This is a genomic window from Citrobacter sp. wls716 (assembly GCF_005280975.1).
Taxonomy (GTDB): Bacteria; Pseudomonadota; Gammaproteobacteria; order Enterobacterales; family Enterobacteriaceae; genus Citrobacter; species Citrobacter youngae.
In genome coordinates this window covers 62,966-84,379 of sequence record NZ_SZWX01000052.1, presented here as the reverse complement: position 1 = coordinate 84,379, position 21,414 = coordinate 62,966, and the positions used below count along the sequence as shown (strand labels likewise).

Below are 21,414 nucleotides of genomic sequence, written 5' to 3'. Positions count from 1 at the left end.
GTTCGAGTCCCGTCCGTTCCGCCACTTATTAGAAAATTAAGCCTGCTACTAAGCAGGCTTAATGATAAGAAAATTTAGGGGCGTAGCTCAGTTGGTAGAGCACCGGTCTCCAAAACCGGGTGTCGCGAGTTCGAGTCTCTCCGCCCCTGCCAGAAACAATCCTTAGCATCCTTGCTAAGGATTTTTTTTTACCTGAACATCATATTCTGGATCTTCCAGTTCATTTTTTCCCGGCATCCTTGCCAGCGTTTTCATTAATCTTCCAAAATATTTGTTTTCAGCAGATCGCGAATAAGTGCATGTTTGTCGCTATTTTGCAGCCAAACCGCATATAACGGACGTGAAAGAGTCGCACTGTCAGTAACTGTATGAAGATCGCTTTTGGTTCTGGCCCAACTGACGGGAAGCCAACTAAACCCTTTAATTACAGAAAGTTGCTGTCTTGCCAGTTCTGCAGAACTGGTGGTAAGTACCGGCACTTCATCTCCAGCAATCAATCCCGCTTCGTGCTGCTGAAAATCCGGTCCCCATTCCAGGCGTAGGTAATTCAGTTCATCTTTGGTTTGCGATGGAGAGCTACAATAGAGCGCCAGCGTGAAATATCCCAACAGTTGGCTGCTAAATTCGTCCATTTTTGGCGTTTCGGTAGTAATCAGTAGATCAAGCTGTCGTTCATGGAGCTGCTTTACTAACGACTGGCGCTGAGCGATCCTCGCTTCAAACTGCAGGCTGGATTGTGGCTCCTGAGATTGGTATAAACGCCGTAACCAGTCATTGAGCATGCATTCCCAAAGGGATGCACTGGCACCGATCGAAAACTCGTTGTGCCGTGAGGTATTCGCGACCTCCTTACGTGCTGCTTGCCATGTATTCATCAGCGTTTCAGCGTAAGGCAATAATTTTTCACCTGCAGCGGTCAAACGAATATTGTTTCTGTGTCGGGTGAACAGGTTCACACCCAGTTGATTTTCCAGTTGTCTGATCCGAAAACTCACCGCCGACTGGGTCAGGTAGAGCGCTTCAGCTGCCCGACCAAAGTGGCGTGTCCGGCTAACTTCCAGGAAAGTTTTTAACAATTCCGTATCCACAACGCGCTCCATAAAATTATTTGTCGTGATGATTTAAATCTTTTGTTTGACGCTCTGTCAAGCGTAACTAATACTCCGCGCCATAAATAGCTCGGCCAAAGAATTAGGAGCGTGCAGGATGGCGGAAAGCTTTACGACGACTAATCGATATTTCGACAATAAATATTACCCCCGCGGATTCTCCCGTCATGGTGATTTCACCATTAAAGAGGCACAGCTGCTTGAGCGTCATGGCTATGCCTTCAACGAGCTGGATCTGGGTAAACGTGAGCCAGTAACTGAAGAAGAAAAATTGTTTGTTGCGGTATGCCGTGGTGAACGTGAGCCAGTTACCGAAGCTGAACGCGTGTGGTCTAAATACATGACGCGCATTAAGCGTCCAAAACGCTTCCACACGCTGTCTGGCGGGAAACCTCAGGTGGAAGGTGCAGAAGACTACACCGAATCTGATGATTAATAAAAAAGGGCGTAAGCCCTTTTTTTATGCCAGTAATTTCTGCAGGTGAATTAATAACCTGTCTATCGCCCGATAAGCAACGGCCTCCTGCAAGTGCTGGCGGGTGATATGGTCGCACTGTTCAATATCCGCAATGGTACGTGCGACTTTTATCAGGCGTAGCCAGGCGCGGATGGACAATCCAAGACGAGCTAACGAGTCCTCAAGCCAGTGCGCATCATCACTGCGCAGTACACAGTATTTATGGATATCCTGGCTGTCCAGATACGCATTTAACTTATTTTGCCGCCGATACTGACGCTCTCGTGCGGCGATGACGCGTTGCTTCACCGTTGCGCTATCTTCACCTTTCACTACGCTCTGGCTGAGTATGCCGGGTGGCGGTAAGGGAATTTCGAGGGAGAGGTCAAAGCGGTCAAGAAAAGGCCCTGACAGCCGATTGAGGTAGCGCAGCGTCTGTTCTGGGGTACAGCGGTTATGATTCCCCTGATAATGGCCTGTCGGGCTTGGATTCATTGCAGCAATGAGTTGAAAGCGCGCGGGATAGGTTATTTTTGCTCTGGTGCGGGATAGATGGATCTGCCCGGACTCAATGGGTTCGCGCAGTGCATCCAGCGTGCGTCGCTCAAACTCAGGTAATTCATCCAGAAATAATATACCGTTATGTGCCAGGGAGATCTCGCCTGGCGCAGGAATAGAGCCTCCACCGACCATTGCGGTTAATGAAGCACTATGATGGGGAGAACGAAAAGGGCGTTGCTTCCACTGTTTTTGTATCGTATCGGAATTAACCAGACTGAGGATCGCTGCACTTTCCAGCGCCTCATCGTTGCTAAGTGGAGGAAGCAGCCCTCTGAGACGGCTGGCCAGCATGGTCTTGCCCGTACCAGGCGGGCCGATAAACAGGAGGTTGTGACCACCAGCGGCGGTGATCTCCAGCCCTCGTTTACCCTGTTCCTGACCGATAACATCGCTGAGATCCTCTGGTGAAGGTTCGGCGGTAAAGTCTGCAGATTGCGGTTTGTCTAAATCATGCTTTCCTTCCAGGAATGCGCATACCGCCTGCAGGTGATCGGCAATCAGGCACCCTTCGCCGTGTATTAGACCAACCTCTGCGGCATTCTCTTTAGCGACAATGATTCGCCGGCCTGCACGAATCGCTTCGGTTGCGCTTGATATAGCGCCTGGAACGCCGCGTAAAGCGCCTGTAAGCGCTAATTCGCCTACCAGCTCATAGGTATCGAGATTATGGGGTGTAAGCTGCTCAGAAGCGACCAGAAGCGCAACAGCGATAGGTAAATCATATCGCCCCCCTTCTTTGGGGAGGTCAGCCGGAGCCAGGTTGATGGTTATCTTCCTGGTCGGGAATTCATACCCGCTATTAATAATTGCACTGCGTACCCGATCGCGAGCCTCTTTCACTGTCGTTTCAGGTAACCCCACCATGGTTAAACCAGGCAGGCCATTACTAATATGTACCTCGATGGTAATGGCTGGTGCATTCACGCCGAGGGCGGCGCGTGTGTGAACAATCGATAGTGACATAACCCCTCCTGATGGGAATATTATGTCGCAATAGATATCAGCAAGATTCTGCATAATTGATGTTTTTAGACGCTTATTCCTGTGTTTTTGTGTAATCAGGAATTGCTTGCCCCATGTCTGGAATCTCGCTCGCAAATGCGTATAAGTGTGCCGAGGAAAGAGATCGCAGGTGGTGCTGATGCGCTGAAACGTGAAATATTTTCATTTTATATTTTTTGTATAAAAAACAACGATATTTATCTAAACCGTTAACGGCGTCAGAAAAATGAAAACAAAAATATCTTGTGCTATTCGCAAATTCTATGGTAACTCTTTAGGTATTCCTTCGAACAAGATGCAAGAAAATACAAAAATGACAGCCCTTCTACGAGTGATTAGCCTGGTCGTGATTAGCGTGGTGGTGATTATTATCCCACCGTGCGGGGCTGCACTTGGACGAGGAAAGGCTTAGAAAACAAGCCTTAACGAACTAAGACCCCCGCACCGAAAGGTCCGGGGGTTTTTTTTGACCTTAAAAACTTAAACGAGGAGCAGAAAGTGAACGACAGCATAAAATTCTGTTTCTCAAGATTTACGGCGGGGATGTAACTATGAATGGGGCACAGTGGGTGGTACATGCGTTGCGTGCACAAGGGGTTCAAACCGTCTTTGGTTATCCCGGTGGCGCAATTATGCCGGTTTACGATGCATTGTATGACGGCGGCGTAGAGCACCTGTTGTGCCGACACGAGCAGGGTGCGGCGATGGCGGCGATTGGTTATGCCCGTGCAACGGGTAAAACCGGTGTTTGTATCGCCACTTCCGGCCCTGGTGCTACCAACCTGATCACCGGACTTGCCGATGCGTTGTTAGATTCTGTTCCAGTGGTCGCGATCACCGGCCAGGTGGCATCACCTTTCATCGGAACGGATGCGTTCCAGGAAGTGGACGTGCTTGGTATGTCGCTGTCCTGCACCAAACACAGCTTCCTGGTGCAGTCACTGGAAGAGCTGCCGCGCATCATGGCTGAGGCCTTCGCCGTGGCGAATTCCGGTCGCCCGGGTCCGGTTCTGGTGGATATCCCGAAAGATATCCAATTAGCCAGCGGTACGCTGGAGCCGTATTTTACGACCGTCGAAAACGTTGAGGCTTTTCCGCATGCTGACGTTGAGCAGGCGCGTAACATGCTGGCGCAGGCGCAGAAACCCATTCTGTACGTTGGTGGCGGCGTAGGTATGGCACAGGCGGTTCCGGCCCTGCGTGAGTTTATTGCGCTTACTCAAATGCCTGTCGCTTGCACGCTGAAAGGTCTGGGCGCAGTAGATGCTGACTACCCATACTATTTGGGCATGTTGGGTATGCACGGTACTAAAGCGGCAAATTTCGCGGTGCAAGAGTGTGATTTACTGATTGCAGTTGGCGCGCGTTTTGATGACCGGGTGACTGGTAAGCTGAATACTTTCGCACCGAACGCCAGCGTGATCCACATGGATATCGACCCGGCAGAAATGAACAAACTGCGCCAGGCGCATGTGGCCCTGCAGGGCGATTTAAATTCGCTGCTGCCGGCATTACAGCAGACGTTGAAGATTGACGAATGGCGTCAGCACAGTGCAGAACTGCGAGCAGAGCATACCTGGCGCTACGACCATCCGGGTGAGGCCATCTATGCACCGTTGTTGTTAAAACAACTGTCGGACCGTAAACCAGCGGATAGCGTTGTTACGACGGATGTTGGCCAGCATCAGATGTGGTCTGCACAGCATATGACCTATACCCGCCCGGAAAATTTCATCACCTCGAGCGGCTTGGGTACGATGGGCTTTGGTTTACCTGCCGCGGTTGGCGCACAGGTTGCTCGCCCGAACGATACGGTAATCTGTATCTCCGGTGACGGTTCCTTCATGATGAATGTACAGGAACTCGGCACCGTAAAACGCAAGCAGTTGCCGCTGAAGATAGTTTTACTCGACAACCAGCGGTTAGGCATGGTGCGACAATGGCAGCAGTTGTTTTTCCAGGAACGTTATAGCGAAACCACCCTTACCGATAACCCCGATTTCCTCATGTTGGCCAGCGCCTTCGGCATACCTGGTCAGCACATCACCCGTAAAGACCAGGTTGAAGCGGCACTCGACACCATGCTGAACAGCGAGGGGCCATACCTGCTTCATGTCTCAATCGACGAACTTGAGAATGTCTGGCCTCTGGTACCGCCAGGTGCCAGTAACTCAGAAATGCTGGAGAAATTATCATGATGCAACATCAGGTCGCCGTTGAGGCTCGTTTCAATCCGGAAACGTTAGAACGTGTTTTACGCGTGGTACGCCATCGTGGTTTTCAGGTGTGCTCCATGAATATGGAAGCCGCCAGCGATGCGCAGAATATAAATATCGAATTGACCGTTGCCAGCCCCCGGTCGGTCGACTTACTGTTTAGTCAGTTAAGTAAACTGGTGGACGTTGCACATGTTGCCATCTGCCAGAGCACAACCACATCACAACAAATCCGCGCCTGAGCGCAAAAGGAAGAAAAATGACGACGAAAAAAGCTGATTACATTTGGTCTAATGGCGAGATGATTCGTTGGGAAGACGCGAAGGTTCACGTGATGTCCCACGCGCTGCACTACGGTACTTCTGTATTTGAAGGCATCCGTTGCTACGATTCTCACAAAGGGCCGGTGGTGTTCCGTCATCGCGAACATATGCAGCGTCTGCGTGATTCAGCCAAGATCTATCGTTTTCCGGTTTCTCAGAGCGTTGATGAGCTGATGGAAGCTTGCCGTGAGGTGATTCGTAAAAACAATCTGACCAGCGCCTATATCCGTCCGCTGGTGTTTGTTGGCGACGTGGGGATGGGCGTTAACCCGCCAGCGGGTTACACCACCGACGTGATTATCGCCGCGTTCCCGTGGGGGGCTTACCTCGGTGCTGAAGCGCTGGAGCAGGGGATCGACGCGATGGTTTCTTCCTGGAACCGCGTTGCGCCAAACACTATCCCTACCGCTGCTAAGGCTGGTGGTAACTATCTGTCTTCGCTGCTGGTGGGTAGCGAAGCGCGTCGTCATGGTTACCAGGAAGGTATTGCTCTGGATGTGAATGGTTACATCTCTGAAGGCGCGGGTGAAAACCTGTTTGAAGTAAAAGACGGCATTCTGTTTACCCCGCCGTTTACCTCCTCCGCGCTGCCAGGTATCACCCGTGACGCAATCATTAAGCTGGCGAAAGATCTCGATATCGAAGTGCGTGAGCAGGTGCTGTCCCGTGAATCGCTGTACCTGGCCGACGAAGTGTTTATGTCCGGTACTGCGGCCGAAATCACGCCCGTACGCAGCGTCGATGGTATTCAGGTGGGCGAAGGCCGCTGCGGCCCTGTCACCAAACGCATCCAGCAGGCCTTCTTTGGCCTCTTCACCGGTGAAACGGAAGATAAATACGGCTGGTTAGATCAGGTTAATCAATAAACATAAATTTGGGACGGCACGCACCGTCCCAATTATTAGACAGACGGGAGTTAATCAAGCATGCCTAAGTATCGTTCTGCTACCACCACCCACGGCCGTAATATGGCGGGTGCCCGCGCACTGTGGCGCGCCACCGGGATGACCGATGATGACTTCGGTAAACCTATTATCGCTGTGGTGAACTCTTTTACCCAGTTTGTGCCGGGCCATGTCCATCTGCGCGATCTCGGTAAGCTGGTTGCCGAACAAATCGAAGCCTCTGGCGGCGTAGCGAAAGAGTTCAACACCATTGCTGTGGATGATGGTATCGCCATGGGCCACGGGGGCATGCTGTATTCACTGCCGTCACGCGAGCTGATCGCTGACTCCGTTGAGTACATGGTTAACGCCCACTGCGCCGATGCGATGGTCTGCATCTCCAACTGCGACAAAATCACCCCGGGGATGTTAATGGCCTCCCTGCGTCTGAACATTCCGGTGATCTTTGTTTCTGGTGGCCCGATGGAAGCCGGGAAAACCAAGCTCTCTGACCAAATCATCAAGCTCGATCTGGTTGATGCAATGATTCAGGGCGCGGACCCGAAAGTCTCTGACTCACAAAGCGAACAGGTTGAACGTTCTGCCTGTCCGACCTGCGGCTCATGCTCCGGGATGTTCACCGCAAACTCCATGAACTGTCTGACCGAAGCGCTGGGTTTATCGCAGCCGGGTAATGGTTCGCTGCTGGCGACTCACGCCGACCGTAAAACGCTGTTCCTTAACGCGGGTAAACGCATCGTTGAGCTGACTAAACGCTACTATGAGCAGGATGATGCTTCTGCGCTGCCGCGCAACATTGCCAGCAAGGCGGCGTTTGAGAATGCCATGACGCTGGATATCGCCATGGGTGGCTCCACCAACACCGTTCTGCACCTGCTGGCGGCGGCGCAGGAAGCGGAAATCGACTTCACCATGAGTGATATCGACAAGCTGTCCCGCAAGGTTCCGCAGCTGTGTAAAGTGGCGCCAAGCACCCAGAAATACCATATGGAAGATGTGCACCGCGCTGGTGGTGTGCTGGGGATCCTCGGCGAACTGGACCGCGCCGGCCTGTTGAACCGTGACGTGAAAAACGTGCTCGGTCTGACCCTGCCGCAGACGCTGGAACAGTACGATATCACCGTTACCCAGAATGACGCGGTGAAAAAGATGTTCCGCGCTGGCCCGGCGGGCATCCGTACCACTCAGGCGTTCTCGCAGGACTGCCGTTGGGATACGCTGGATGACGATCGCGCCGAAGGCTGTATCCGTTCGCTGGAACATGCTTACAGCAAAGATGGCGGTCTGGCAGTCCTGTACGGTAACTTCGCGGAAAACGGCTGTATCGTGAAAACCGCAGGTGTGGATGACAGCATCCTGAAATTTACCGGCCCGGCGAAAGTGTATGAAAGCCAGGACGATGCGGTTGAAGCAATCCTCGGCGGTAAAGTGGTGGCTGGCGACGTGGTTGTCATTCGCTACGAAGGGCCGAAAGGCGGGCCAGGCATGCAGGAAATGCTCTACCCAACCACCTTCCTGAAATCGATGGGGCTCGGCAAGGCCTGTGCGCTGATAACAGATGGCCGTTTCTCCGGCGGCACATCCGGCCTGTCTATCGGCCACGTTTCCCCGGAAGCGGCCAGCGGCGGTAATATCGCGATTATCGAAGACGGCGATATGATTGCTATCGATATCCCGAATCGTGGTATTCAACTGCAGTTGAGCGATGCGGAAATCGCGGCACGCCGCGAAGCACAGGAAGCACGCGGTGACAAAGCCTGGACGCCTAAAGATCGTCAGCGTCAGGTCTCCTTTGCGCTGCGCGCCTACGCCAGTCTGGCAACCAGCGCCGACAAAGGCGCGGTGCGCGATAAGTCGAAACTCGGGGGATAATGACCATGGCGGATTCACAACCTCTATCTGGTGCTCCTGAGGGCGCCGAGTATCTCAGAGCGGTACTGCGTGCGCCGGTATACGAAGCGGCACAGGTAACGCCGCTACAGAAAATGGAAAAGCTCTCTTCGCGCCTCGATAACGTTATTCTGGTCAAGCGCGAAGACCGTCAACCCGTTCACAGCTTCAAGCTACGCGGTGCCTACGCCATGATGGCGGGCCTGACCGAAGAGCAAAAAGCGCATGGGGTCATCACCGCATCGGCGGGTAATCATGCTCAGGGTGTCGCGTTCTCTTCTGCGCGACTAGGCGTGAAGGCGCTGATTGTCATGCCAACGGCTACTGCCGATATCAAAGTCGATGCCGTTCGCGGCTTCGGCGGAGAAGTGCTGCTGCATGGCGCGAATTTTGATGAAGCCAAAGCCAAAGCGATTGAGCTATCGCAGCAGCAGGGTTTTACCTGGGTTCCGCCGTTCGATCATCCGATGGTGATTGCCGGGCAGGGTACGCTGGCGCTGGAGTTACTGCAGCAGGATGCTCACCTTGACCGTGTTTTTGTCCCGGTGGGCGGCGGCGGTCTGGCGGCGGGCGTGGCGGTGTTGATCAAACAGCTGATGCCGCAGATCAAAGTGATCGCCGTTGAAGCTGAAGATTCCGCCTGCCTGAAAGCGGCGCTGGATGCCGGTCATCCGGTTGATCTCCCGCGCGTCGGTCTTTTTGCTGAAGGCGTGGCGGTCAAACGCATTGGTGATGAAACCTTCCGTCTGTGCCAGGAATACCTCGACGACATTATCACCGTTGATAGCGATGCTATTTGCGCAGCGATGAAAGACCTGTTTGAAGATGTGCGAGCCGTGGCTGAGCCATCGGGCGCGCTGGCGCTGGCGGGAATGAAAAAATACATCGCCCAGCACAATATTCGCGGTGAACGACTTGCACATGTGCTGTCCGGTGCGAACGTTAACTTCCATGGCCTGCGCTACGTGTCTGAACGCTGTGAATTGGGGGAACAGCGCGAAGCGCTGCTGGCGGTGACCATCCCGGAAGAGAAGGGCAGCTTCCTGAAATTTTGCCAACTGCTGGGTGGGCGCTCGGTTACTGAGTTTAACTACCGTTTTGCTGATGCCAAAGATGCCTGCATTTTTGTCGGCGTACGCCTGAGCCGTGGTCTGGAAGAACGTAAAGAAATCCTCCAGTTGCTTAGTGACGGCGGCTACAGTGTGGTGGATCTGTCCGACGACGAAATGGCGAAGCTGCACGTGCGCTATATGGTCGGTGGACGTCCGTCAAAACCCTTGCAGGAGCGACTGTTCAGCTTCGAATTCCCGGAATCGCCGGGGGCGCTGCTGAAGTTTCTGCATACTCTGGGGACGCACTGGAATATTTCATTGTTCCACTATCGCAGTCATGGAACTGACTACGGCCGTGTTCTGGCAGCATTTGAACTGGGTGAACATGAACCTGATTTCGAAACGCGACTAAATGAACTGGGCTATGACTGTCATGATGAAACACATAACCCGGCGTTTCGTTTTTTTCTCGCAGGGTAATGTTTGGGGAGCCTGACGGCACTGCGCCTGTCAGGCCTGCGCCCTGACTCTCTGCCGGTTAAGGTGCTTGCGCCGCCGTTCGGCGGCTAGTGATTTGGCAATATCTTCCAGAAAGCATCAATAAGCGGCTCATGCAGCCGCTTTTTTTGTGCGCATACGCCCAGCTCGAACGGTGTTTTTTCGTCGCTACGTTCCAGAATCATCACGCGGTTACGTACCGGCTCCGGGCTATTCTCCAGCACCACTTCTGGCAACAATGCTACGCCGCAGCCCAGCGCCACCATCGACACCATCGCCTCGTGGCCGCCCACGGTGGCGTAAATCGACGGGTTGCTGATTTTATTGCGCCGGAACCACAGCTCAATGCGGCGGCGCACCGGCCCCTGGTCGGCCATGATAAACGGCACCGTTGACCAGTCTGGCTCATCCACCGAAATCTGGTTGCGCACCGGGCAGGGCAGTGCTGGCGCTATCAATACCACAGCCAGATTCTCCAGCATGGAAAATGCCACCGCGCCGGGCAGTGTCTCGGGCTTACCGGCAATTGCCAGATCGGCCTCGCCGGTGACGACTTTTTCCATTGCATCAGCCGCGTCACCGGTGGTGAGCTTGATTTCCACCGACGGATGCTCGGCGCGGAAGCGGTCGAGGATCGGTGGTAAATGGCTGTAGGCGGCAGTCACTGAGCAGAAGATATGCAGTTCACCGGACAACGACGGTCCTTGTTGATCAATGGTATGGCGTAATTGCTGATACTGCAGCAGCGTCTGCTGGGCAAACACGCGCAGCTCCTCACCGGCTTCGGTGAGCGTCACCGTGCGGTTATCGCGGACAAACAGCGGCTGGCCGAGGTCTTCTTCAAGACGCTGAATTTGCCGGGAGAGCGTGGAGGGGCTGACGTGCATCGCCCGCGCGCTGCGGCCAAAATGGCGGCTTTCCGCCAGATGCAGGAACATTTTCAGATCGCGTAAATCCACCGGCGAACCTCTTTATTTTGACGTTGCAGATATTGCAATGTGACGTTGTGAATATATCAATTTCCGCAATAAATTTCCTGTCATATAGTGGGTTCATTCTCGCAAAAGCGAACCGAATAATAAGCACCACAACACAACATCACGGAGTACACCATCATGGCTAACTACTTTAATACACTGAATCTGCGTCAGCAGCTGGCTCAGCTGGGCAAATGTCGCTTCATGGGCCGCGAAGAATTCGCCGACGGCGCAAGCTACCTTCAGGGTAAAAAAGTGGTCATCGTCGGCTGTGGCGCTCAGGGTCTGAACCAGGGCCTGAACATGCGTGACTCCGGTCTGGATATTTCCTACGCACTGCGCAAAGAAGCGATCGCTGAGAAACGTGCTTCGTGGCGTAAAGCGACCGAAAACGGCTTCAAAGTAGGTACCTACGAAGAACTGATCCCGCAGGCTGACCTGGTGGTTAACCTGACGCCAGACAAACAGCACTCCGACGTTGTGCGTTCCGTACAGCCGCTGATGAAAGACGGCGCGGCGCTGGGTTACTCCCACGGTTTCAATATCGTCGAAGTGGGCGAGCAGATCCGTAAAGACATCACCGTTGTGATGGTGGCACCGAAGTGCCCGGGTACCGAAGTGCGTGAAGAGTACAAACGTGGTTTCGGCGTACCGACGCTGATCGCCGTCCACCCGGAAAACGACCCGAAAGGCGAAGGCATGGCGATCGCTAAAGCCTGGGCTGCGGCAACCGGCGGTCACCGTGCGGGCGTGCTGGAGTCTTCCTTCGTGGCGGAAGTGAAATCTGACCTGATGGGCGAGCAGACTATTCTGTGCGGTATGCTGCAGGCGGGCTCTCTGCTGTGCTTCGACAAGCTGGTGGAAGAAGGTACTGACCCGGCTTATGCGGAAAAACTGATTCAGTTCGGCTGGGAAACCATCACCGAAGCGCTGAAGCAGGGCGGTATCACGCTGATGATGGACCGTCTGTCTAACCCGGCAAAACTGCGCGCTTATGCGCTGTCCGAACAGCTGAAAGAGATCATGGCACCGCTGTTCCAGAAACACATGGACGACATCATCTCCGGTGAATTCTCCTCCGGCATGATGGCTGACTGGGCCAACGACGATAAGAAACTGCTGACCTGGCGTGAAGAGACCGGTAAAACCGCGTTCGAAACCGCACCGCAGTTTGAAGGTAAAATCGGCGAGCAGGAGTACTTCGATAAAGGCGTACTGATGATCGCGATGGTGAAAGCGGGCGTTGAGCTGGCGTTCGAAACCATGGTTGATTCTGGCATCATCGAAGAGTCTGCTTACTACGAATCACTGCACGAACTGCCGCTGATCGCGAACACCATCGCGCGTAAGCGTCTGTACGAAATGAACGTGGTTATCTCCGATACCGCAGAATACGGTAACTACCTGTTCTCTTACGCTTGCGTACCGCTGCTGAAAGAGTTCATGACCACTCTGCAGACCGGCGATCTGGGCAAAGCGATTGCCGAAGGTGCGGTAGACAACGCGCAGCTGCGTGATGTGAACGAAGCGATTCGCGGCCACGCTATCGAGCAGGTTGGTAAGAAACTGCGTGGTTATATGACGGATATGAAGCGTATTGCGGTAGCGGGTTAAATTGATTGTCGGGTGGCGCTAGCGCTTACCCGACCGACAATTTAGCCGAGAATGTAGGCCGGGTAAGGCGACAGCCGCCACCCGGCTTTTTTATTAGTTACGGTACAGCACTTTAATGATGTGGTAACCGAACTGCGTGTGCAGCGGGCCAGTTGGCTCCAGCACCGGGCAAGAGAAGACCACTTTGTCGAACGCCGGAACCATCTGGCCCTGGCGGAATTCGCCTAAATCACCGCCGCGTTTGCCTGATGGGCAGATTGAGTGTTTCTTCGCCAGCTTGCCAAAGTCGGCACCGTTTTTAATTTGTTCCAGAAGATCCAAAGCCAGTTTCTCTTCTTTAACAAGGATATGCACTGCTGCTGCTGTTTTTGCCATGATCGTGCCTTGAGTGGGGTAGTTGAGGCTGGCTATACTACCATGCTCTAAATTTCCCCTCCTGACTTTCATTGAGTGATCTTTATGCGTTTGAATCCCGGACAACAACAAGCCGTCGAATTTGTCACAGGACCTTGCCTGGTGCTGGCGGGGGCGGGTTCCGGAAAGACGCGCGTTATCACCAATAAAATTGCGCATCTGATCCGTGAATGTGGTTATCAGGCACGCCATATTGCGGCGGTGACTTTTACCAATAAGGCCGCGCGTGAAATGAAAGAGCGTGTGGCGCAGACGCTGGGTCGTAAAGAGGCGCGTGGATTGATGATCTCCACGTTCCACACGTTGGGGTTGGATATCATCAAGCGTGAATTTGCGGCGTTGGGGATGAAGTCGAACTTCTCGCTGTTTGACGATACCGATCAGGTGGCTCTGCTTAAGGAACTGACCGAAGGGCTAATTGAAGACGATAAACTTATCCTTCAACAGCTGATCTCAACGATCTCCAACTGGAAAAACGATCTGATGACCCCGGTGCAGGCAGCAGCCAGCGCTAAAGGCGAACGCGATCGTATTTTCGCGCACTGCTATGGCCTGTACGACGCGCATATGAAGGCGTGTAACGTGCTGGACTTTGACGATCTGATCCTACTGCCGACGTTGCTGCTTCAGCGTAATGAAGAGGTGCGCGAGCGCTGGCAGAACAAAATCCGCTACCTACTGGTGGATGAATACCAGGATACCAACACCAGCCAGTACGAGCTGGTGAAGCTGCTGGTGGGGCAACGTGCGCGCTTTACCGTGGTGGGTGATGACGATCAGTCTATTTACTCCTGGCGCGGCGCGCGTCCGCAGAACCTGGTACTGCTGAGCAAAGATTTTCCGGCGCTGCAGGTGGTTAAGCTGGAGCAGAACTATCGCTCTTCCGGACGTATCCTCAAGGCCGCAAATATTCTCATTGCTAACAATCCGCACGTATTTGAAAAGCGGTTGTTCTCTGAGCTGGGCTACGGACCTGAGCTGAAAGTACTGAGTGCCAACAACGAAGAGCATGAAGCGGAACGCGTGACCGGGGAGTTGATTGCTCATCACTTTGTGAATAAGACGCAGTATAAGGACTATGCGATCCTGTATCGCGGCAACCACCAGTCACGGGTGTTCGAAAAATTCCTGATGCAAAACCGCATCCCGTACAAAATTTCCGGGGGGACATCGTTTTTCTCGCGTCCGGAAATCAAAGATCTGCTCGCCTACCTGCGTGTGCTGAGCAACCCGGATGACGACAGCGCGTTTTTGCGTATCGTCAATACGCCGAAGCGTGAGATCGGCCCGGCGACACTGCAAAAGTTGGGTGAGTGGGCGATGACGCGTAATAAAAGCTTGTTTACTGCCAGCTTTGATATGGGTCTAAGCCAGACGCTGACCGGCCGCGGTTATGATTCTCTAACCCGCTTTACGCACTGGCTGGGGGAAATCCAGCGCCTCGCGGAGCGTGAACCGATTGCTGCCGTGCGTGACCTGATCCATGGCATTGATTACGAATCATGGCTGTATGAAACCTCGCCGAGCCCGAAAGCGGCTGAAATGCGTATGAAAAACGTCAATACGCTGTTCAGTTGGATGACGGAGATGCTGGAAGGCAGTGAGCTGGAAGAGCCAATGACCCTGACCCAGGTCGTTACCCGCTTTACCCTGCGCGACATGATGGAGCGTGGAGAGAGTGAAGAAGAGCTGGACCAGGTGCAGTTGATGACGTTACATGCCTCAAAAGGGCTGGAGTTCCCCTATGTGTTTATGGTGGGAATGGAAGAGGGCTTCTTACCTCATCAGAGCAGCATCGATGAAGACAACATTGATGAAGAGCGTCGTCTGGCCTACGTCGGCATTACCCGTGCACAGAAAGAGCTTATCTTCACGTTGTGCAAAGAACGCCGTCAGTACGGTGAACTGGTGCGTCCGGAGCCAAGCCGCTTCCTGCTGGAACTGCCACAGGATGACGTTATCTGGGAACAGGAGCGTAAAGTGGTGAGCGCTGAGGAGCGGATGCAAAAGGGGCAGGCCAGCATCGCGAATATCCGGGCAATGATGGCGAAAGCCAAAGAGAAGTAATATTTATTTGGTAGGCCGGATAAGCGTGAGCGCCATCCGGCAGCCAGCATCTAACGCACTTCCAGCGGCCAGTGGACATAGCTTTGCCACTGGATTTCCTGATCGATCAACTCTTTACCTAATGGATGATGTTCCAGCCAGCTTTCCGGCAACGTTAGCGTCAGATCTTCATCCTGAGCTTGCAGGGTGATATGTGGCACTAAATCGTCACGGCGGCGGCTTGCGAAGATGATCGCCAGGCGTAGCAAACGGCAAAGGTGCTCCGCGATGCGCGGCGGCACGGCGTTTTGCTGGTGGAGCGAAGAGAGATCGACTGGGTTGGTCTGATTTAATAACAGCGTGGCTAACAGCTTTTTCTGCGCGGGAGTGAAGCCCGGAAGATCGAGATTACGCACCAGCCAGGCGGCATGCAGCGGTGCCTGCTTATATTCCACGCTCAGCCCTATTTCATGCAGCTGACAGGCACTTTGCAGCAGTTCACGGCTAATGGCCTCAAGATGCCACTCATCTTTCACCTGATCGAATAAATGTACAGCCAACTGTGCGACGCGGTTCGCCTGATCGGTGTCAACCATAAAGCGACGCTGAATATTACGCAGCGTACGGCTGCGAATATCCTGATCGACAGGCAGGTGCAGCATACCGTAAACCAGACCTTCACGCAGTGCGCCGCCGGCCAGGGTCATGCATTGAATATTCAACTCAGTGAAAATCGCGATCAGGATTGCCAGCCCGCTGGGGAACACCAGTGCGCGTTCCAGCGTTAACCCTTCGATTTCCAACTCTTCCAGACGACCGCAGTGGATAGCGCGCTGCTTAAGCTGCTGAAGTTTGGCCAGCGTAATGCGCTCATCCATACCCTGCGCCATCATGATTTCCTGCAACGCCTGGACGGTACCGGAGGCACCAACGCAAACTTTCCAGCCATGAAAACGCAGTTTGTCGGCGACCGGGCGCAGAACCTCACGCGCCGCTTTCTCGGCTTCGTCAAAATTTTCCTGCGCCAGATTACGATCGGTGAAGTACCGTTCGAGCCAGGTAACGCAGCCCATTGACAGGCTGAACAGAGAGGTTGTTTGGGCGCCGGAGCCGGTAACCAGTTCCGTACTGGCTCCGCCAATATCAACGACCAGACGCTGATCGGCACCGCCAGTGGTGTGGGCAACACCCTGATAAATCAGTCGTGCTTCTTCTTCACCACTGATGACCTGGACAGGGCAGCCGAGGATCTCTTGCGCTTTGGCGATAAAGACATCGGCGTTTACCGCGATGCGCAATGTTGCCGTGGCGACCACGCGGATTTGCGGTTGCGGGATATCCTGCAGACGTTCAGCAAACAAGCGCAGGCATTGCCAGCCGCGTTCCATGGCTTCAGCGGAGAGAATGTTGTCGCTGTTGAGTCCAGCGGCCAGACGCACCTTGCGTTTAATACGCGTGAGCGTCTGGATGCTTCCCGCCACTTCGCGTACAACCAGCATATGAAAACTATTCGAGCCTAAATCGATTGCGGCGTACAGCGAAGTGGTTGTGAGCATATCTTACGTTAACCTGAACGACGACGATTACGCGGAGCACCACCGGTACGACGCGGGCCATTGCCTGGGCGTGGGCGCGTCATGCGCAGCGGCTTTGGCAGGTCAGTCATTAGCGCGTCCGGGTTGTACTTGCTGACCGGAATCGAGTGGCCAATGTAGGTCTCGATTGCAGGTAAATTCAGCGCGTACTCTTCACAAGCCAGGCTAATAGAATGACCACTTGCGCCTGCACGACCTGTACGACCAATACGGTGGACGTAATCTTCACAGTCATCCGGCAGGTCATAGTTAAACACGTGCGTTACGGCTGGGATGTGCAGGCCACGCGCCGCGACATCGGTTGCGACGAGAATATCGAGATCGCCACGGGTGAACTCATCAAGGATACGCAGGCGTTTTTTCTGCGCCACGTCACCGGTAAGCAAGCCTACGCGATGTCCGTCAGCGGCAAGACTGCCCCAGATCTCTTCACAGCGATGTTTGGTGTTAGCAAAAACAATGGCGCGATCTGGCCACTCTTCTTCAATCAGCGTTTGCAGCAAACGCATTTTCTCTTCGTTGGAAGGATAGAAGAGTTCTTCTTTAATACGGTGGCCCGTCTTCTGTTCCGGTTCGACTTCAACGTACTCGGCGTTATTCATTTGTTCAAACGCCAGTTCGCGAACGCGATAAGAGAGGGTTGCAGAAAACAGCATGTTCAGACGTTGGGTGGTTGGCGGCATACGACGGAACAGCCAACGGATATCTTTAATAAAGCCCAGATCGTACATACGATCGGCTTCATCCAGCACCACGACCTGAATCGCGCCCAGGTTGATATGGTTCTGTTTTGCGTAGTCGATAAGACGACCGGTCGTGCCGATAAGAATATCGACGCCGCTTTCCAGCACTTTCAGCTGTTTGTCGTAACCGTCGCCGCCATAAGCCAGGCCTAATTTCAGACCGGTGGTCTGTGCCAGCGGCTCGGCGTCGGCGTGGATCTGCACGGCTAACTCACGCGTTGGCGCCATAATTAACGCACGCGGTTGGTTCACCTTGCGATCGTCAATCGCGGGATGAGAGAGAAGATAATGAAACGTTGACGTCAGGAACGCCATCGTTTTTCCGGTACCGGTTTGCGCCTGCCCTGCAACATCACGGCCTGCCAGCGTAAGCGGCAGCGCGAGAGCCTGAATGGGCGTGCAGTTATGAAACCCTTTATTTTCAAGGGCTTCTATCACCTTCGGGTGCAGGGCGAAGTCGGAAAACTTCTGTTCTGTTAAATGTGTTTTGCTCATAGTGTGGTAGAATATCAGCTTACTATTGCTTTACGAAAGCGTATCCGGTGAAATAAAGTCAACCTTTAGTTGGTTAATACTGTACACAATTCATTCATGATGCGTCGAGATGGCAAGTGAATGGGTCCAAAGACGCGTATTGAGTACGTGACCAGGACGCAGCGCACAGCCAACAAAAAGGCGGCTTGAAGGATGATGTGTAAACACCAACACACCAGGCTTATTCCTGTGGAGTTATTATGAGCGATAAAATTATTCACCTGACTGACGACAGTTTTGACACGGATGTACTCAAAGCGGACGGAGCTATCCTCGTTGATTTCTGGGCAGAGTGGTGCGGTCCGTGCAAAATGATCGCTCCGATTCTGGATGAAATCGCTGACGAATATCAGGGCAAATTGACGGTTGCTAAACTGAACATTGACCAAAACCCAGGCACCGCGCCGAAGTATGGTATTCGTGGCATCCCGACCCTTCTGCTGTTTAAAAACGGCGAAGTTGCGGCGACTAAAGTTGGCGCGCTGTCCAAAGGTCAGTTGAAAGAGTTCCTCGACGCTAACTTAGCGTAAGGAAGTATCATGATCGGGCGGCCATACTTCGAAATGATTCGGATGACTGGACGCCCGACTTGAGTCGTGCTAAGTTAGTGTTGACTTCGTATTAAACATACCTTATTAAGTTTGAATCTAGCTTTATCCAATACTTCCCGTTGTTTCTCGTGCGAGAAGTAGACAGATTCAGGGCCTTGTCACTCAATCCGTCTTGTCGTTTCAGTTCTGCGTACTTTCCTGTGACCAGACAGCGAACAGACATGAGTCGATGGCCGTAAACAGGCATGGATGACCCTGCCATACCATTCACAACATTAAGTTCGAGATTTACCCCAAGTTTAAGAACTCACACCATTATGAATCTTACCGAATTAAAGAATACGCCGGTTTCTGAGCTGATCACTCTCGGCGAAAATATGGGCCTTGAAAACCTGGCTCGTATGCGCAAGCAGGACATTATTTTTGCCATCCTGAAGCAGCACGCAAAGAGTGGCGAAGATATCTTTGGTGACGGTGTGCTGGAGATATTGCAGGATGGATTTGGTTTCCTCCGCTCTGCAGACAGCTCCTACCTCGCCGGTCCTGATGACATCTACGTTTCTCCAAGCCAAATCCGCCGTTTCAACCTCCGCACTGGTGATACCATTTCTGGTAAGATTCGCCCGCCAAAAGAAGGTGAACGCTATTTTGCGCTGTTGAAAGTTAACGAAGTTAACTACGACAAACCGGAAAACGCCCGTAACAAGATCCTCTTCGAAAACTTAACGCCGCTGCACGCAAACTCCCGTCTGCGTATGGAGCGTGGTAATGGTTCTACCGAGGACTTAACGGCGCGCGTACTGGATCTGGCATCGCCGATCGGTCGTGGCCAACGTGGTCTGATTGTGGCACCGCCGAAAGCGGGTAAAACCATGCTGCTGCAGAACATTGCGCAGAGCATTGCCTACAACCACCCGGACTGTGTGCTGATGGTGCTGCTGATTGACGAACGTCCGGAAGAAGTGACCGAGATGCAGCGTCTGGTTAAAGGTGAAGTTGTGGCTTCTACCTTTGATGAACCCGCATCTCGCCACGTTCAGGTTGCGGAAATGGTAATCGAGAAGGCGAAACGTCTGGTTGAACATAAGAAAGACGTTATCATCCTGCTCGACTCCATCACGCGTCTGGCGCGTGCGTACAACACCGTGGTCCCGGCTTCCGGTAAAGTCCTGACCGGTGGTGTTGATGCCAACGCCCTGCACCGTCCGAAGCGTTTCTTCGGTGCGGCACGTAACGTGGAAGAGGGCGGCAGCCTGACCATCATCGCGACTGCGCTTATCGATACCGGCTCTAAAATGGATGAAGTTATCTACGAAGAGTTTAAAGGTACCGGCAACATGGAACTGCATCTCTCTCGTAAGATCGCTGAAAAACGCGTCTTCCCGGCTATCGACTACAATCGTTCCGGTACCCGTAAAGAAGAGCTGCTTACCACCCAGGAAGAGCTGCAGAAAATGTGGATCCTGCGCAAAATCATCCATCCGATGGGTGAAATTGATGCAATGGAGTTCCTCATTAACAAGCTGGCGATGACGAAGACCAATGATGACTTCTTCGATATGATGAAGCGCTCATAATTCAGGCATCATCCGAAAACGCCACGTTTTTACGTGGCGTTTTGCTTTTATGCCTGTAATCTTAACGACACAATAACAATAATACGGTATGACATACCGCCAGGTTGAAAAAGATTCGTAATTTGTATCTTGTGGTTGATAATTATACAGAACCATCGGATATGGAGACGGGTTTCCCTTCTGAATAAAGGTCTTCGTGGTTATACTTCTGCTATTAATTTTCTCTGAGAGCATGCATTGTGAATTTACTGACAGTAAGCACTGATCTCATCAGTATTTTTTTATTCACAACACTGTTTCTTTTCTTTGCGCGTAAGGTCGCAAAAAAGATTGGTTTAGTGGATAAACCCAACTTTCGCAAACGGCATCAAGGATTGATCCCGCTGGTTGGGGGGATTTCGGCTTACGCAGGTATTTGCTTTACGTTTGTGATTGCTGATTATTACATCCCGCATGCTTCTCTCTATCTGGCCTGTGCCGGCGTGCTGGTTTTGGTTGGCGCGCTGGACGATCGTTTTGATATCAGTGTAAAAATCCGCGCAACTATCCAGGCCGCGATCGGCATTATCATGATGTCGGTTGGCAAACTCTATCTTCTTAGCCTTGGGTATATTTTTGGCCCCTGGGAGATGATTCTTGGCCCGTTTGGCTATTTACTGACGCTGTTTGCCGTCTGGGCGGCAATTAATGCTTTCAATATGGTGGACGGTATTGACGGCCTGTTAGGTGGGCTGTCCAGCGTTTCATTCGCGGCGATGGGGTTTATCCTGTGGTTCGATGGGCAGACGAGTCTGGCCGTATGGTGTTTTGCGATGATCGCCGCCATTCTGCCTTATATTCTGCTGAACCTGGGCGTTCTTGGGCGCCGTTATAAAGTCTTCATGGGTGATGCTGGCAGTACGCTGATTGGTTTTACCATCATCTGGATCCTGCTGGAAACCACGCAGGGCAAAACACATCCTATAAGCCCAGTTACCGCACTGTGGATTATCGCCATCCCGTTAATGGATATGGTGGCGATCATGTACCGCCGTTTGCGTAAGGGCATGAGCCCGTTCTCAGCCGATCGCCAGCACATTCATCATTTGGTGATGCGGGCAGGGTTTACTTCCCGCCAGGCATTTGTTCTGATTACGCTGGCGGCGGCCGTGCTGGCATCGATCGGTGTGCTGGCTGAATATTTCCGTTTGGTTCCGGAATGGGCCATGCTGGTGCTGTTTTTAATGGCATTTGGCCTCTACGGATACTGTATCAAGCGTGCCTGGAAAGTGGCGAGATTTATCAAGCGAGTGAAGCGCAGACTGAGAAGAATTCGTGAAGGCAAACCAAACTTAACCAAGTGAATTGAGG

Annotated in this window: 19 protein-coding genes and 1 tRNA gene; 14 read left to right on the top strand and 6 right to left on the bottom strand. The window is 52.9% G+C overall.

The window, feature by feature from the left end; genetic code table 11:
- Positions 1 to 76: 76 nt before the first annotated feature.
- A tRNA-Trp gene (locus FDX24_RS19965) sits at positions 77 to 152 on the top strand.
- A 102-nt stretch (positions 153 to 254) separates the two neighbouring features.
- Here FDX24_RS19965 and hdfR read toward each other — a convergent pair.
- Positions 255 to 1,100 (bottom strand): HTH-type transcriptional regulator HdfR, encoded by an 846-nt coding sequence (hdfR, locus tag FDX24_RS19960; protein WP_101743119.1) that lies wholly within the window; start codon positions 1,098 to 1,100, stop codon positions 255 to 257.
- A gap of 106 nt (positions 1,101 to 1,206) precedes the next feature.
- On the opposite strand from hdfR, the gene maoP reads away from it, so the two are divergent.
- The gene (gene maoP / locus FDX24_RS19955) at positions 1,207 to 1,545 is read left to right on the top strand and encodes a macrodomain Ori organization protein MaoP (RefSeq protein WP_003018025.1); all 339 of its coding nucleotides are present in this window, start codon (positions 1,207 to 1,209) and stop codon (positions 1,543 to 1,545) included.
- Positions 1,546 to 1,569: 24 nt separating this feature from the next.
- Here maoP and FDX24_RS19950 read toward each other — a convergent pair whose 3' ends face one another.
- Entirely contained in the window at positions 1,570 to 3,090 is a 1,521-nt protein-coding gene (locus FDX24_RS19950; protein ID WP_137364803.1) for a YifB family Mg chelatase-like AAA ATPase, read from the bottom strand.
- 352 nt (positions 3,091 to 3,442) lie between these two features.
- Here FDX24_RS19950 and ilvL point away from each other — a divergent pair, with 352 nt between their 5' ends.
- The 6 genes from ilvL (at position 3,443) to ilvA (ending at position 9,995) form a co-directional block, all read left to right on the top strand.
- Entirely contained in the window at positions 3,443 to 3,541 is a 99-nt protein-coding gene (ilvL, locus tag FDX24_RS19945; protein ID WP_001311244.1) for an ilv operon leader peptide, read from the top strand.
- A 139-nt stretch (positions 3,542 to 3,680) separates the two neighbouring features.
- Complete coding sequence (ilvG, locus tag FDX24_RS19940; RefSeq protein ID WP_048214053.1) at positions 3,681 to 5,327, top strand: acetolactate synthase 2 catalytic subunit; 1,647 nt, start codon at positions 3,681 to 3,683, stop codon at positions 5,325 to 5,327.
- Positions 5,324 to 5,587: an acetolactate synthase 2 small subunit gene (gene ilvM / locus FDX24_RS19935; protein ID WP_003018017.1), complete on the top strand. Its 264-nt coding sequence runs from the start codon at positions 5,324 to 5,326 to the stop codon at positions 5,585 to 5,587. The genes ilvG and ilvM overlap by 4 nt, the downstream gene beginning before the upstream one ends.
- Positions 5,588 to 5,604: 17 nt before the next feature.
- On the top strand, positions 5,605 to 6,534 hold the full coding sequence (locus FDX24_RS19930) for a branched-chain amino acid transaminase (RefSeq protein WP_003018014.1): 930 nt from the start codon (positions 5,605 to 5,607) through the stop codon (positions 6,532 to 6,534).
- 60 nt (positions 6,535 to 6,594) lie between these two features.
- Positions 6,595 to 8,445: a dihydroxy-acid dehydratase gene (gene ilvD, locus FDX24_RS19925; RefSeq protein ID WP_061066909.1), complete on the top strand. Its 1,851-nt coding sequence runs from the start codon at positions 6,595 to 6,597 to the stop codon at positions 8,443 to 8,445.
- 5 nt (positions 8,446 to 8,450) lie between these two features.
- Positions 8,451 to 9,995, top strand: coding sequence for a threonine ammonia-lyase, biosynthetic (gene ilvA, locus FDX24_RS19920; protein WP_048214102.1), 1,545 nt, complete (start codon positions 8,451 to 8,453; stop codon positions 9,993 to 9,995).
- An 86-nt stretch (positions 9,996 to 10,081) separates the two neighbouring features.
- On the opposite strand, the gene ilvY is transcribed toward ilvA, so the two are convergent.
- The gene (ilvY, locus tag FDX24_RS19915) at positions 10,082 to 10,972 is read right to left on the bottom strand and encodes an HTH-type transcriptional activator IlvY (RefSeq protein WP_048214055.1); all 891 of its coding nucleotides are present in this window, start codon (positions 10,970 to 10,972) and stop codon (positions 10,082 to 10,084) included.
- A 156-nt stretch (positions 10,973 to 11,128) separates the two neighbouring features.
- Between ilvY and ilvC the strand changes: the two genes are divergently transcribed.
- Complete coding sequence (ilvC, locus tag FDX24_RS19910; protein WP_048214056.1) at positions 11,129 to 12,604, top strand: ketol-acid reductoisomerase; 1,476 nt, start codon at positions 11,129 to 11,131, stop codon at positions 12,602 to 12,604.
- Positions 12,605 to 12,697: 93 nt separating this feature from the next.
- Here ilvC and ppiC read toward each other — a convergent pair whose 3' ends face one another.
- The gene (gene ppiC, locus FDX24_RS19905; RefSeq protein WP_003017999.1) at positions 12,698 to 12,979 is read right to left on the bottom strand and encodes a peptidylprolyl isomerase PpiC; all 282 of its coding nucleotides are present in this window, start codon (positions 12,977 to 12,979) and stop codon (positions 12,698 to 12,700) included.
- An 84-nt stretch (positions 12,980 to 13,063) separates the two neighbouring features.
- Between ppiC and rep the strand changes: the two genes are divergently transcribed.
- The gene (gene rep, locus FDX24_RS19900) at positions 13,064 to 15,085 is read left to right on the top strand and encodes a DNA helicase Rep (protein ID WP_061066911.1); all 2,022 of its coding nucleotides are present in this window, start codon (positions 13,064 to 13,066) and stop codon (positions 15,083 to 15,085) included.
- A 50-nt stretch (positions 15,086 to 15,135) separates the two neighbouring features.
- On the opposite strand, the gene gppA is transcribed toward rep, so the two are convergent.
- Positions 15,136 to 16,620, bottom strand: coding sequence for a guanosine-5'-triphosphate,3'-diphosphate diphosphatase (gppA, locus tag FDX24_RS19895; protein WP_048214058.1), 1,485 nt, complete (start codon positions 16,618 to 16,620; stop codon positions 15,136 to 15,138).
- A gap of 8 nt (positions 16,621 to 16,628) precedes the next feature.
- A complete protein-coding gene (gene rhlB, locus FDX24_RS19890) occupies positions 16,629 to 17,897 on the bottom strand; it encodes an ATP-dependent RNA helicase RhlB (RefSeq protein ID WP_048214059.1) in 1,269 nt (422 codons plus the stop codon).
- 239 nt (positions 17,898 to 18,136) lie between these two features.
- Here rhlB and trxA point away from each other — a divergent pair, with 239 nt between their 5' ends.
- From trxA to wecA, 4 genes are all read left to right on the top strand, one after another.
- Positions 18,137 to 18,466: a thioredoxin TrxA gene (trxA, locus tag FDX24_RS19885; RefSeq protein WP_001280776.1), complete on the top strand. Its 330-nt coding sequence runs from the start codon at positions 18,137 to 18,139 to the stop codon at positions 18,464 to 18,466.
- Between the two features lie 176 nt (positions 18,467 to 18,642).
- Positions 18,643 to 18,726 carry a rho operon leader peptide gene (locus FDX24_RS19880; protein ID WP_101743114.1) on the top strand — a complete coding sequence of 28 codons (84 nt, stop codon included), beginning with the start codon at positions 18,643 to 18,645 and terminating at the stop codon, positions 18,724 to 18,726.
- Positions 18,727 to 18,804: 78 nt separating this feature from the next.
- Complete coding sequence (rho, locus tag FDX24_RS19875; protein ID WP_002437993.1) at positions 18,805 to 20,064, top strand: transcription termination factor Rho; 1,260 nt, start codon at positions 18,805 to 18,807, stop codon at positions 20,062 to 20,064.
- A 239-nt stretch (positions 20,065 to 20,303) separates the two neighbouring features.
- Positions 20,304 to 21,407, top strand: coding sequence for a UDP-N-acetylglucosamine--undecaprenyl-phosphate N-acetylglucosaminephosphotransferase (gene wecA / locus FDX24_RS19865; protein ID WP_005133353.1), 1,104 nt, complete (start codon positions 20,304 to 20,306; stop codon positions 21,405 to 21,407).
- Positions 21,408 to 21,414: the final 7 nt, after the last annotated feature.